The sequence below is a fragment of the Nostoc sp. PCC 7107 genome, from assembly GCF_000316625.1.
Taxonomy (GTDB): Bacteria; Cyanobacteriota; Cyanobacteriia; order Cyanobacteriales; family Nostocaceae; genus Nostoc_B.
On sequence record NC_019676.1, the window covers coordinates 4,180,294 to 4,194,102 of the forward strand.

The 13,809-nt window shown below is 41.7% G+C and carries 12 protein-coding genes; 9 read left to right on the forward strand and 3 right to left on the reverse strand.

The genetic code is table 11. The annotated features are described in order from the left end of the window. Window positions 1-822: 822 nt before the first annotated feature. The 3 genes from NOS7107_RS17960 to NOS7107_RS17970 all read left to right on the forward strand — a co-directional run bounded on the left by NOS7107_RS17960 (window position 823) and on the right by NOS7107_RS17970 (window position 3,963). Window positions 823-1,932, forward strand: coding sequence for a sodium-dependent bicarbonate transport family permease (locus NOS7107_RS17960; protein ID WP_015114370.1), 1,110 nt, complete (start codon window positions 823-825; stop codon window positions 1,930-1,932). Window positions 1,933-2,017: 85 nt separating this feature from the next. Further along, on the forward strand, window positions 2,018-2,350 hold the full coding sequence (locus NOS7107_RS17965; protein WP_015114371.1) for a hypothetical protein: 333 nt from the start codon (window positions 2,018-2,020) through the stop codon (window positions 2,348-2,350). A 260-nt stretch (window positions 2,351-2,610) separates the two neighbouring features. Then, on the forward strand, window positions 2,611-3,963 hold the full coding sequence (locus NOS7107_RS17970) for a cation:proton antiporter (protein ID WP_253274452.1): 1,353 nt from the start codon (window positions 2,611-2,613) through the stop codon (window positions 3,961-3,963). Window positions 3,964-4,282: 319 nt separating this feature from the next. On the opposite strand, the gene NOS7107_RS17975 is transcribed toward NOS7107_RS17970, so the two are convergent. The 3 genes from NOS7107_RS17975 to NOS7107_RS17985 all read right to left on the reverse strand — a co-directional run bounded on the left by NOS7107_RS17975 (window position 4,283) and on the right by NOS7107_RS17985 (window position 8,066). After that, window positions 4,283-4,858 carry a GNAT family N-acetyltransferase gene (locus tag NOS7107_RS17975; RefSeq protein WP_015114373.1) on the reverse strand — a complete coding sequence of 192 codons (576 nt, stop codon included), beginning with the start codon at window positions 4,856-4,858 and terminating at the stop codon, window positions 4,283-4,285. Between the two features lie 505 nt (window positions 4,859-5,363). After that, window positions 5,364-6,086, reverse strand: coding sequence for a Uma2 family endonuclease (locus NOS7107_RS17980; protein WP_015114374.1), 723 nt, complete (start codon window positions 6,084-6,086; stop codon window positions 5,364-5,366). Window positions 6,087-6,488: 402 nt separating this feature from the next. Further along, window positions 6,489-8,066, reverse strand: a complete 1,578-nt coding sequence (locus NOS7107_RS17985) for an NAD(P)H-quinone oxidoreductase subunit 4 (RefSeq protein ID WP_015114375.1) — start codon at window positions 8,064-8,066, stop codon at window positions 6,489-6,491. Window positions 8,067-8,510: 444 nt separating this feature from the next. On the opposite strand from NOS7107_RS17985, the gene NOS7107_RS17990 reads away from it, so the two are divergent. The 6 genes from NOS7107_RS17990 to NOS7107_RS18015 all read left to right on the forward strand — a co-directional run bounded on the left by NOS7107_RS17990 (window position 8,511) and on the right by NOS7107_RS18015 (window position 13,698). Continuing rightward, on the forward strand, window positions 8,511-8,768 hold the full coding sequence (locus tag NOS7107_RS17990) for a hypothetical protein (protein ID WP_015114376.1): 258 nt from the start codon (window positions 8,511-8,513) through the stop codon (window positions 8,766-8,768). Between the two features lie 179 nt (window positions 8,769-8,947). Beyond that, window positions 8,948-10,999, forward strand: a complete 2,052-nt coding sequence (locus NOS7107_RS17995) for an N-6 DNA methylase (RefSeq protein WP_015114377.1) — start codon at window positions 8,948-8,950, stop codon at window positions 10,997-10,999. A gap of 3 nt (window positions 11,000-11,002) precedes the next feature. Continuing rightward, window positions 11,003-12,412, forward strand: a complete 1,410-nt coding sequence (locus tag NOS7107_RS18000) for a restriction endonuclease subunit S (protein ID WP_015114378.1) — start codon at window positions 11,003-11,005, stop codon at window positions 12,410-12,412. Further along, window positions 12,409-12,882: a DNA-binding transcriptional regulator gene (locus tag NOS7107_RS18005; protein ID WP_015114379.1), complete on the forward strand. Its 474-nt coding sequence runs from the start codon at window positions 12,409-12,411 to the stop codon at window positions 12,880-12,882. Before NOS7107_RS18000 ends, NOS7107_RS18005 begins: the two co-directional genes overlap by 4 nt. A 72-nt stretch (window positions 12,883-12,954) precedes the next feature. Then, window positions 12,955-13,344: a hypothetical protein gene (locus tag NOS7107_RS18010; protein WP_015114380.1), complete on the forward strand. Its 390-nt coding sequence runs from the start codon at window positions 12,955-12,957 to the stop codon at window positions 13,342-13,344. Between the two features lie 144 nt (window positions 13,345-13,488). Continuing rightward, window positions 13,489-13,698 (forward strand): hypothetical protein, encoded by a 210-nt coding sequence (locus NOS7107_RS18015; RefSeq protein WP_044500117.1) that lies wholly within the window; start codon window positions 13,489-13,491, stop codon window positions 13,696-13,698. The last annotated feature ends 111 nt before the right edge of the window (window positions 13,699-13,809 follow it).

Below are 13,809 nucleotides of genomic sequence, written 5' to 3' on the forward strand. Positions count from 1 at the left end.
ATACAAAGGAACTATGGGTTACAACAATCCGATACAATACTTAATATAAAATTTATCTATCTTATTAATTACCGAAACCTTACTTACTCAACAGGTATAGTATTTTATCTATGCAAGCAATTTAATATTTATTTAATAATAAGACTTATAAATGATCAACATTGACTAGGAAAGCTGTAAGCTATTTCTAACCGTATTAACGTTAGTGATAAATAAGACTTACGAAAGTTGCAAGTTTTTTCAATCAATTTTTTGAACTCTCTTCGGCTTAACAATTTTCTACGGGAGATTCGGTCTCAACGACTCTCCATGTAGAAAGGCACTATAAGTCTGCTGCTGCGTAAAGAAAATTTTGTTTTCTTTGCCTAATTTTTCATGCTTATAAAACATGAAATTTACCCAAAGTAGCTGACATTTTTATAAACCCAAATTTTGCATTTTTGTAACCAAAACCCCAGTATGGCATTGACTAATACTATCGATTTCAAGACTTCTCGGTTAAGAATTAAACGGCATTTAAGAATAAAAAAAGTGAGTGGCTGATGTTTAGTACTCGCTCCTGAGTGGATTGATTTTCTAGATGGAAACTTAGAGCGAGGTTTTTTCACCACTCTGGGATTTGTTCTGCCAAGTCTTTGAGGGATTTTTTGCCCCAAAATTTCCAGGATTGGTTTGGAGAAAAAAAGGGTAGACCGTAAGCCCTGTCTACAGGTTCTCGTGCAGCACCTGTGCTTTAGGTGTGAAGCGCATGACTCTTTTTTAAAGTTTATTTAGTTCATTTATTGCAATACTCCTCATCAGAGGAAGCACAAGGAGGTATTCGTGGATTTTGTGTCCCTGTTCGTGAAAGACTTCATTCTTCAATTGCAGTCCCCAACACTCGCTTTTTTGATTGGTGGGATGATCATTGCAGCTCTTGGTAGCGAACTGGTCATTCCAGAGGCAATTTGTACGATCATCGTCTTTATGCTGCTCACCAAAATCGGTCTGACTGGTGGAATTGCGATCCGCAATTCCAACCTGGCGGATATGGTCTTACCCATGATCTTTGCCATCATGGTAGGAATTCTTGTTGTTTTCATCGCGCGCTATACGTTAGCCAAGCTGCCAAAGGTCAAAGTCGTCGATGCGATCGCCACTGGGGGGTTGTTTGGAGCCGTGAGTGGTTCTACCATGGCCGCAGGCTTGACGGTACTGGAAGAACAAAAAATTCCATACGAGGCATGGGCTGGCGCACTCTATCCTTTTATGGATATCCCAGCGCTCGTAACTGCGATTGTGGTGGCTAACATTTATCTCAACAAGAGGAAGCATAAAGAAGCAGCCTACTCTACTGAGCAGCCTGTTGCGGCTGGTGATTATCCCGATCAAAAAGATTATCCCAGTAGCCGTCAGGAGTATCTCAGCCAGCAGAAGGGGGATGCGGATAATCGGGTCAAAATATGGCCAATCATCGAGGAAAGCCTCCGGGGTCCTGCCTTATCAGCAATGTTGTTGGGCCTCGCTCTGGGACTGTTTACCCAGCCGGAAAGTGTCTATAAAAGCTTCTACGATCCCGCCTTTCGCGGCTTGCTTTCGATCTTGATGCTGGTCATGGGGATGGAGGCTTGGTCAAGAATTGGCGAACTACGCAAGGTGGCGCAGTGGTACGTAGTGTATAGCGTGGTGGCACCGTTTGTGCATGGGTTAATTGCCTTCGGTCTCGGTCTGATTGCTCACTACACCATGAACTTCAGTATGGGCGGTGTCGTGATCCTGGCTGTCATCGCCTCCTCTAGTTCAGACATCTCAGGGCCGCCTACGTTGCGAGCCGGTATCCCGTCAGCCAATCCCTCTGCCTATATAGGTGCATCCACAGCCGTCGGTACGCCAATTGCGATCGGTTTGTGTATACCGTTCTTCATCGGGCTTGCCCAGGCGATCGGCGGCTAATCCCAGACGGATCGCGGTCTGTCAGCGCTCCCTTGACCGCGCAGACCCAATAGATAAATGTAAATAATGTAAAGAGGTAAGCAACATGGCCAAGCGTGCCAACAAGCTCGTCATCGTCACGGAAAAGGTTCTGCTGAAAAAGGTTGCCAAGATCATCGATGAATGTGGAGCGACTGGTTATACGGTGGTGGATACTGGCGGTAAAGGCAGTCGCAATGTGCGCTCTACGGGTAAACCCAACACTGCTGACACCGATTCAAATGTGAAGTTCGAGGTACTCACCGAAAATCGGGAGATGGCAGAGAAGATTGCAGATCAGGTCGCAATCAAGTTTTTCACCGATTATGCGGGCATTATCTATATCTGTGAAGCAGAGGTACTGTACGGAAGACATTTTTGTGGGCCAGACGGCTGTTGAGTCGAAACCACGCGCCATAAAAGGAACAAGCGAGCCTGCGAGTTTCTGTGGGTCAGACGGTTGTTGCATCAAGACGACGCAGACCCCAAAGCCGAGGTCATGACCTCGGCTTTTGAGTAACCATGTTTCCCGCAGGACGATGACCCTGGCGCATAAATCATCTCTCCCGCAGTTTTATGACTCCCTCAAACCCTTAACCTTCCTTAAAACTCATGATTTTGTCCAACATTTTGCCTCCTTTCAGTGGGGGGATAGCTCCGATGCCATTCCTGGCGACTGTTGTTGCTGAGGATTCACCCATTATTCTGTCCGGCGTATTGCTGACGCTGGTGGTGGTTTACTTGGCAAGCAAGTTCGGCGCAGAGGTCGCTAGGCGATTGGATTTTCCGCCCGTCCTGGGGGAATTGGTCGCCGGTGTGATTGTCGGCGTTTCGGCGCTGCACCTAGTGATCTTTCCTGAAGGGGGGCTGTCTGCCTCTGACTCGGTGATTATGACGGCGCTGCAAGGATTGAACCAATTGGCACCGGACGCGCTGACCCGGATCTTTGAGTCGCAAAGTGAAGTGATTTCGGTTCTGGCTGAAATCGGCGTAATTATTCTGCTGTTTGAAATTGGGCTGGAATCCGATCTGCGGCAACTGAAGGAAGTGGGAATTCAGGCCACGGTTGTCGCCTGTGTCGGAGTCGCGGCACCTTTTGCGGCGGGAACGGCAGGGTTAATGATGCTCTTTCATGTAGCAGCAATTCCAGCGATTTTTGCAGGGGCGGCGTTGACGGCAACGAGTATCGGCATTACCTCTAAGGTGTTGTCAGAGTTAGGTCAACTCAAATCCAAAGAAGGGCAAATCATTGTTGGCGCGGCGGTGATTGATGATGTTCTCGGCATTATTGTCTTGGCGGTGGTTGCCAGTTTAGCCAAAACTGGTGAGATTGATGTCGCCAATGTCATTTACTTGATTGTCAGTGCTACGGCATTTTTGATTGGCTCAATTTTGTTGGGTGGTGTCTTTAACAAAAGTTTTGTGGCGATCGTGGATCGGCTCAAAACCCGTGGAAATATTGTGATTCCGGCATTCATCTTCGCTTTCTTTATGGCATTTTTAGGCAACGCCATTCATCTCGAAGCGATTTTAGGTGCCTTTGCAGCAGGTTTGGTACTTGATGAAACCGATGAGCGGAACGAGTTAGATGAATTAATCAAACCGATCGCCGATTTACTGGTACCCATCTTCTTTGTGACGGTGGGAGCGCGTGCCGACCTCAGTGTTTTGAACCCGGCGGTACCGGAGAATCGGGCGGGACTATTGATTGCTGTCTTTTTGGTACTGGTGGCAATTGTGGGCAAACTAGTAACCGGCTGGGCAGTGTTTGGAATACCCGGAATCAATCGTGTGGCGATCGGGGTTGGGATGATCCCTCGAGGTGAGGTGGGTCTAGTGTTTGCTGGAATTGGCTCGGCGAGCGGTATTTTGGATAAGCCGCTGGAGGTGTCGATTATTATTATGGTGATCTTGACAACTTTTCTGGCTCCACCTTTTTTGCGGGTTGCCTTTGGTTCATCCACTCAGCCCATCCCAGAACCTACTACTTCTGTAGAAGCAGCGAGTGAGTAACGATTTTGCAACGTTACATCTTCTCACTAAACGGATGATTGCGGTACGAGGTTGGGTCAATGCCGATGACCTCGCACTTATTTAAATCTAAATAGCTGTTGTGACCTGCAATGATAAATCCGCTTTTATTGCGCTTTGCATTTAAACAATCACCAGAACAAAAAGAGCCTTTAGAAGAAGCCAATTTACTCAGCTAATTCATTTTCTAAAAATAGCTATAAACAGAAAAGGTAAAATTTGTCTATCTTACCTTTTTTGTTTTTATAGTTCCTAGTGTTCCTAGTATCTAACATTAGTGTATGAGCATAATTGAAAGAAATTATTCTTCTCTGACATGCCAATGAGGATTAGTCAGGCTTGTGAGAATATGGTCTTGCCACTTGCCATTAATTAATAAATAATCTCTAGCATATCCTTCGACGACAAATCCCAGGCGCTTTAGGACATTACCGCTGCGTTGGTTGTGTGGCATATAATTTGCCATAATCCGATGAAAATTTAAGTCATCAAATACATATTGAATTGCTGCTTTGAGTGCTTCTGTCATGTAGCCTTTGCCTTGCTCATTTTCTGCTAGGCCATAACCTACATAACAAAAATGGGCGGCTCCCCGAATAAAATTATTAAAATTAATAGTTCCGACGATGAGTTGAGGATTTTTTTTAGAAAAAATAAATAACTTTAAAGATTGGTCATGAATGAATTCTAAAAATGTATTTTCTAGTTGATATTGCCAATACACTTCTGTAAAAAAATCATCCACCCATTGAGGGTAAAATGGAGTCAGATAAGCTTTGTTTTCCCGAAAATATCTTAATATTTGGGGAATATCCTCTTTGATGGCAATGCGTAATAATAGGCGATCGCTAGTAATAATTGGCAATTCCGAATTCATACAAATTTGACTAAATTAACAACTGACGGCTACAGTATTTAGACTTATTGACTTTTTTTATTCCATCTGTTCACTGCTGTAACTTCTGCTCGAAAACAGTAAAACTGTTATAACAAGATTTATCAAAATTAGCATTTTCTAAATTTGTACAGCAGTAATCTGCTTCAACACGGTTTTTAGTTGGCCAGTTGGTTTAATTAATATATATGTACTACAAAACAGCGATCGCACCGTACCAGTTAAAAAAATTCTGGAAATGAGGCGATCGCATTTTGATTATGTTCAAGGCTTTAATAGCTGAGAGTGAGTTGCCCCTTGAGGGAATCAAGGAAATCTAGAAGTTCTGTCTCCGAGAGATGATACCGCGATCGCTATATAGAATTCCCTCGTCAGCAGGTTAATTAACAACCTTGCACCAAAAACAGATCCAAATATCACAAGCCACGTTTCTCAAGAGAGTTCTTGAGAAACGTGGCTTGCGATGACAAAAGATTGAAAACAATCTTCAGGCTAAATTTTCGGGTTCTACACCTAAAGCCATTAATTGTTCTGCGAGTAGCTGCATTTTGTGTTCTGTTTGGATGCGTAGTTGTCGCTCAAAATATAATTGTTCTTCTATTTCTTGAACACGTTCTTCTGGGGTAGGCAACCTTTGTCCTTGCTCGTTATACCAGTACAACCATTCCCGTGCAATACCTTGATAAAGTCCTATTTCTCGGCCAATTCCTAAATTAATCTCTGGTAGCCAAATGGGATTTCCTGACATGAGGATATATTCCCCATCTATTAATTGATATACCTCAAGAGGAGTTTTTTTCTTTCGCAAGGGTTTGTAAATAACGTAGTATAAAACTCCTAATTCTTTGGCGTAAAATTCTTTTTTGGTACTGTATTCGCCATGACTGAGTTGAGAAACAACCTCTAGGGCTAAGACTGGGGGCTGTTTTTCTTCCCACATCACATAACTCAGGCGTAAGTCACCATCAATAAAGCGCTTCACTCCGACACTGAGAAATCCATCAGGAGCGATCGCGGCTTTTTTCGGGTCGTAATAAATTCCCATATTAACGCCAAAAAACCAATCCCAGCGTTCTGACCATACAAACGCCAGTGTCGCTTTCAGCAAACTGGGAATTAAATCTTGTAGTTCATTATCCACAGGTATATCCTCTGAGTCTGGTAGCTCTTCGGAAGACGGCAAACAGTGTAACGGGTTGTAGTTTAACATGACTGGTCTGAGTAGATGCTATTTCTAGAAAGATTTTAGAAAATAATGTAATTTTGATATGTGTAGATATCGCAAAGTTTTAATCATGTAAATTAATACTGCGGTTTTAATTAAAATCTAACATGAAGTGCCAAAAATAATTAATGAACCGTAAAAGACTGATAGACGCATCAGTCGCTTCCCGCAGGGTAGAACACACAGAGAATAACAAGTAAATTTATCACAAAATATCTCTTATCTGAATCAGATTATATGTAATAAGTAAGTGAATTATTTGTGTATTTGCGTGAGATTTAAAATTTTTTACATAATAATTTTCAATAGTTAATGCCTTAGCCTGCATAAAAAAGGCGAGTATAAAACCCGCCTGCAAAAATATAAATCGAACTTTACCATCTTTGGCTAATTACCAATTTTTGGCGCATTCAATGAAAGCTTAGGTGCTGCTTCTTTTTCCTGCGCCAAAGTTGGTACAGAATCCCGCAATCTTGCGGTCAATTGTACGGTTGTAGCGTCGTAAATTTGAGTCAGCAATTTTGGATAGAAACCAATCCCAATAATTGGCACTAGCAAACAAGCAATGATAAAGACTTCACGGGGTTCAGCATCGATAAGTTTCTGGTGAGAAACTAATTCCTCATTTTCTTTGCCGTAGAAAATTTCCCGCAACATCGATAGCAAATAAATTGGCGTTAAAATCACACCAACTGCCATCAAGAACACTACGATAACTTTAAAGGTAGAGCTATAAGCATCGCTAGTGGCAAAGCCCACAAATACCATCAATTCTGCTACGAAACCACTCATTCCTGGTAATGCTAAAGAAGCCATTGAACAGGTAGTAAACATAGCGAAAATTTTCTGCATTCGCTTACCAACACCACCCATTTCATCTAGCATGAGGGTGTGTGTGCGATCGTAAGTTGCACCGACCAGAAAGAATAAACTTGCCCCAATTAAGCCGTGAGACACCATTTGTAAAACTGCCCCACTCAATCCCAAATCTGTGAAGGAGGCGAGACCGATGAGGACAAAGCCCATGTGAGATATTGAGGAATAAGCAATTTTTCGCTTGAGGTTGCGCTGGGCAAAGGATGTCAGGGCGGCGTAGATAATGTTAACCACCCCCAAAACCACTAACACCGGTGCAAAATAAGCGTGGGCATCAGGAAGCATTTGGGCATTCATCCGAATTAAGGCGTAACCGCCCATTTTCAAGAGAATACCTGCTAATAACATGTGTACTGGGGCTGTAGCTTCACCGTGGGCATCAGGTAGCCATGTGTGCAAGGGAATAATGGGTAACTTGACAGCGTAGGCAATCAGGAAGCCAGCATACAGCGCCAGTTGGAAATTTAGGGCGAAATCTTTTAAAGCGAGCGATCGCATATCAAATGTTATCGTATCGCCGTAAAATCCCATTGTCAGGGCAGACAGCAAAATAAACAGCGAACCACCAGCTGTGTACAAAATAAACTTTGTGGCTGCATATTGCCGCTTCTTACCTCCCCAAATCGACAGTAGGAAGTATATCGGTACTAGTTCCAGTTCCCACACCAGGAAAAATAACAGCATATCCTGTACGGCGAAGACGGCAATTTGACCGCCATACATCGCCAAAATCAAAAAGTAAAATAGCCTGGGTTTGAGGGTTACAGGCCATGCTGCCAAAATTGCCAGGGTAGTAATGAATCCAGTCAAAAGAATTAGGGGCATAGATAAGCCATCTGCCCCTACTGACCACTTCAAATCTAGTTGTGGTACCCAGGCATAACTTTCAAACAGCTGCAAATCTGGATTGGAGAAGTCATACCCGGTATAAAAGGCGTAGACAATCAATGCAAAGTCTAGTAACCCAATAATCAGGGAATACCAGCGCACAGTTTTACCATCTTTATCAGGGATGATCGGAATCAGGAGTGATGCCGCAATCGGAAATAGGATAATCGTCGTCAGCCACGGGAAATTAGCTGTATTCATCACAATTTATCTGCAATCAAAATCATGTTTTTCAAGGAAGCCCTAGCTATTAAGTAGCAGCTTTTTGGGGATTTGGCATTCCTTGTTAGGTTGATTTAATTAAGTGGGCAATTGCCATTTTTTCGCTTGGCAGTATCTTTTAATTTTCGGGGCTACTGAATCTCCGTTATCATACTTGCCGTTAAGTCACATCTTGCACCAAGCCCCGACGAATGGAATTTGCGGCTAAACAAACGAAGTCCGCCTGCGCGGACTAATGGAAAACCAAGCCTTTTGAGCCTGCAAAGGCAGGCTTTGGTCGTGTAGCCGCGATTTTAATCGTCAGGCTAGAATTATAGCGATGCGATCGCATCGCTATAATTCAGTTGCAAAAATTACATAATGTTTGGTAGTTGTCAAAAAAGCGATTTGGTGCGAAAAAAGCATTACAGGAGAGATAAGCACATGATCAGAGGACAAATTGGCAGTCAAATTCGTTATGTCAATAACGCAGATGGAGAAACAACAGATGTACTCGTCCCGATAGAACTTTGGCAACAATTGATGAGTTGCATCAATTCTGATAACGTTAGTGGTTTAGCTGAGATTGATGAACAAGAGCCAAAAGCGCAAATATTAGCTGACTTGCAAGAATCCTTACGACAAGCAGCATCAGGACAAACTTTCCCAGTTTCAGAACTTTGGGACGATATCACAGCCTAGATTTATGGCAGAAGTTCGCTTTACCGATCCCTTCAAAAGTAAATTTATGATCGCTCTCATCACTACAATAGGCGATCGCACCACAAGATTAAGGATTAATTTTTAATAGAGGAAGGGCGATTACCCGCGATCGCTTATCATTTATTTACTGTGTAACCCTCCTCCAAAGTAATCACTTCATGCCTTTCTCCGATTTCACCAACCCTTATCAAAATCCAGCTGACATACCACAGAATTATCGCCAGCATATAAATCTACTGAAGTTATTTAAAGCTGATGGTTCTTATGTGCGTCCAGCAGAAGACCCTGTGACGATGTGGGCGCTTCAGATTTTAGTAGAAGAGTACGGTGTTCCACTAGAGGCAATGGAACTAGAACTAAATTCAGATTTTGCCGAGGGAACTTATCAAGGTGGGCGACGCTATCAAGGACGGGCAGACCTTGTAGTTTACGATGACCGTTATGCTGATTCTGTAGGTAATTTGGATGTAGCCTTCATTATGGTGGAGGCTATGGAACCAAGTAAAAAAGTTGGCGGGACTGAAGGCGAAGGTTGGGTTGATCATCTTAACCGACTCAATGCTTACATGAGTGCTTCACCATCTGCCCGTTATGCGATTTTAACCAGTGGTAAACATACAGTAATTTATCGTCGTGACCTTGACTACCCACGCAAGTTAGAACCTATTGGCGATTTACCTAAATATGAAAGCGCCCGTGAAGCCGCACAGCACAGCCCTTATACTGTAATCCTTAATCCCAGTGAACCAGATGGGATTCAAACTGGACTAACGCCACTAACTCGTGATAAATTTCGGGAGGTTTTGGGAGACACACGATCTGGTTGTCACTCTATTCTGAGAGATAACGAGGGTTTGCAGCCACAAGAAGCCGTTGATGCAATGGTTAAATTCTTGTTTGCTAAGTGGTATGACGAACAGGCAACAATTGACTTGGTAAAGCAAACAGGAGAATCACGGGCTTATGTATTTAGTGTTAGTAATGAAACTGACCCAGAACGTTTATTAGTTCAAGTTAGAGACTCTTTTGAAAAAGCCAAGCAGTGGGAACGGGACACACTAGCGAGAAAATTTGGTGATGATTTGGGTGTGCGTTTGGCATTTAATGAAGCTGATGTGTTGCAATTCAAGCCACACACGACAATGGAAATCGTCAAGCGTTTACAGCCTTGGAGTTTGCGAAAATCTTCAGCAGATGTCAAAGGTGGAGTATTTGAGGATTTTTTAAGCAAGACTTTTCGGGATGATTTGGGGCAATATTTCACACCTACACCAGTAATTAATTTAATGGTAGGGATTTTGCAACCTACAGTAAATGATTATGTTGGCGATCCTGCTTGCGGTTCAGCGCGGATTTTGACGCACGTTTTGGATTATGTGCGTAAGCAGGAGTATGCAAAAGCAATAGCAAATAATGGTGGTAGTGCTGAAGGGATTAATCCTGAAGAACCAACCCAAGAGTTTATCAAGTTTCGAGATAATCATTTATTTGGTGCTGAATATTCTCGAAATGTGATGCACGTAGCGCGAGTTAATACTTTAATGAATGGCGCACAATATGCCGATTTAAAGGTAATGGATTCGCTGGAGCGATTGGGTAGCATTACAGGAGGAATTACAGAGGGGCTTCCAGAACGTCCAGGTTTTTATCTGGGAGGGTTGACGATGATTTTAACTAATCCTCCCTTTGGTTCTAAATTGACAAATGAAAATGTTTTGAAGGACTTTGCTGGACGAGATGGAGTGACAAAAAAAAAGGGCAAGGTTGTTAAAAGTATTCCTCAAGAAGTTGCTTTTTTAAATCGTTGTTTGGAATATCTTGCACCAAATGGAAAGTTAGCAATTGTTTTGCCTGATGGGTTATTAGCGAATAGTTCAACGCAAGATGTACGCGACTGGATTTTACGCTGGGCTAGATTGAAAGCAGTGCTGAGTTTACCACAAGAAACATTTGCACCTTATGGTGCTGGTGTTAAATCTAGTATCTTAGTTTTAGAAAAACGAGCTATTGCTCTTGCTATTGGAGAACAAATTGAAATTAATCAGATAGTTGTAGAGGAAGAAGACTATAAAGTTTATATGGCAAGAATTGATGATATTGGTTATGACGCTTCTGGGCGTTCAAAAGTAAAAGAAGAAGAGGCTTCATTTTGCTCTGAAATACAATCAACTATAAAGACCTTCCATGAAAAATTAGGATGGTGTATTTAATAAATGGAAGATACTATCATTGCAATTAGCCGATTAAGAAATAAAAAAAAATGGGCTTATTCATTTCATTCTGAATCATCTCTTCAAACTGAAGAATACTTAAAAAATACTAGTTTTGAAATTCAGAAACTAGGAAAATTAGTTGCAGAAATTACTGATGGTTTACATTCTACTCGTCATTATGTAGATGATGGCATAATAGTGTTAGCAGTTAGGAATATAACTGAATTTGGTTTAGATTTATCTAATAAAAAAATGATAAATCAAGCAGAACATGAGCATTTTAAACGCTCACAAGTACAGCCAGGAGATTTGTTAGTTACTATCACAGGAAGGTTAGGAACTGCATTAGTATATACATCTGAAAAGCCTGCAAATCTTAGCGCCCATGTTGCCCGTGTAAAAGTTCATGCTAATAAAGTCAATCCTTACTATTTAGCAGCATACCTAAATTCAAATTTTGGAAAACAGTTACTTAATGAACATTCGATCGGAAGTCTATATCCACATATTAACGTTAATGGACTTCAAAATGTGCAAATTATTCTTCCTCGGAGACATATTCAAGATCGCATTGCCCAAATAATGCAGGATGCTTACATAGTAAATAAGAAAAAACTAGCAGAAATAGAAGCTTTGCTCAATAACTTTGATGAGTTTGTAATGAAGGAGATGGGTTTGTCTTCTATTATATTTAAAGATGAAAAAGACTTTACTGTAAATATTAAACAAATGAGAGGTGGTAGATTTGACCTAGACTTATATAATACTAAGTATATAAATCTTATTTCATCTCTCAGAAAAGAATTTAATTTAAATCTAAAAAAACTAGTATCCATTACTGAACCAATTACAAGCGGGACAACTCCATTAAACTCACAGTATCTAGAAACAGGAATCCCCTTCTTACGAGTGCAAAATATTAGTAATGAGGGAATTTTAAATTGGGAGAACTGCTTATTTGTTTCTGAAGAATTTGCTCAAACTATCCATCGTTCTAATATTAAAGATGGGGATATATTACTTGTTATTGTTGGTGCAACTATTGGGAAATGCGCTGTTGTTATGGGTGTTAATTCCATAACGGTAATTAATCAAGCTCTTGCACGCATTAGAGTTAAAAAAGATATTCCTATAAATCCTAATTACCTCCAAGCTTTTTTAAGCTGCCCAGCAGGACAAATCCAAATCTCTGCCTTAAAAAGACCTGTGGCTCAAGGTAATTTAAGTCTTACAGAAACAGGACAAATACTTATTCCTATTATTCCTGATGAAGTTCAAAATGCCATAACCAAGGAAATGGAGCATCGTCGATTCCTTATCAAGAAATTACGCAAAGAAGCAAAGCAAATTATTATAGAAGCAAAAGCCTGTGTAGAACGGATGATATTAGGAGAAGAAGAGGTGACATGAAGGAGGGGAACAAATATCAGCCACTCCTTGAGTTTTTGCGTGGCAGTGATCAAAATGAAATAACTCTATCATTTGCTGAAATTGAGACTTTAATAAATGATGTTTTGCCTGAATCAGCAAGAAATAAACAGGCATGGTGGAGTAACCGCAAACAAGGCTCATCACAAGCTTACGCTTGGATGAAAGCTGGATATCGTGTTGAGGAAGTGGATTTTGATCAGCAACAAGTGATGTTCCGTAAACCTCCTGATAAATATCAAGTTCAGCTTCAGGGTGATACTTTACTGTGGAATGCTGAGTTAATCAAAGCACTGCGGCAACACATGGATTTAACACAAGCGGAGTTTGCACAAAGGCTAGGTGTGCGACAAGCAACAGTGAGCCAATGGGAAAAAAGTGTATATGAGCCGACTTTAGCCACATCTAGGTATCTGACCTTAATTGCAAAACAAGCTGGATTCAAAATTTAAACTAAATCTATTTACATAATAATACTTTACCGCATATATTGTTTTTTAGTCAAACATTTTATTCGGTAGAGCATGAATATTGAAAACACCGAACCCAAAGCCCTCTTCCTCTCCCCCGACGGCAACGTATACCCAGACAACCTAATTTGCTCCGGCATCATCCCCGCAGAACTCGACGGCAAACCCTGCCCCCATTCCCAAGCAGGGCGCTTTCCTGGAGTCAGACCCCTCAATCCTGGAGACTCAAACTACACCATCGACAAAGGAAAACCAGGCGACCTCTGCCCAATCTGCGCCAAACAACAACTTGCACACCTTGGACACTGGCAAGGTCACAGAAATCAAATATTCCCTGAAGAACTTCTATCATTACGCTTGTTCAAGTGCCGGATGTGGCTATGGCTAGTTGTCCCAGGACTGCACGATCGCAACGCAACCCAGCTTTTACCGCAAAAGCTATGAGATGAGAGTGTTTAGAAGCGATGAAAACACACTCAAACTTACAGCAACCCCGCAACAAAAATACAAATCTTGTCAGAAGCCAGCAAATAAGTTTCCAAGGCTTCCTGCTGGCTCTTGGCTCCCTAACAAAAGGAGACATTCACCATGATAAAACCAGTTATTGTCCAAAATCATCCTTGGGTAATAGTAAAAACTGTAGTGATTACCCAATCTCACACCGTCGCCCGTTTTGCTAACCGCCAAGATGCAGACGACCATTTAAGATTTTTGCGTCGAACTATTCCCAACGGAGGTTTTGAGATTATGTTTGAACCACCAGATGATGTAAGAGAAGAAAAAAGGAGTCTAAATTAGGCTCCTAAAAAATTTGGGGTAAAAGGGCAGTTAGAAACCGCGTCTACACAGGCAAAACCCACCTCCGTGGGTTTCAAAAATTCAATTTTTCCTTAGTCCGCGAAGGCGGAC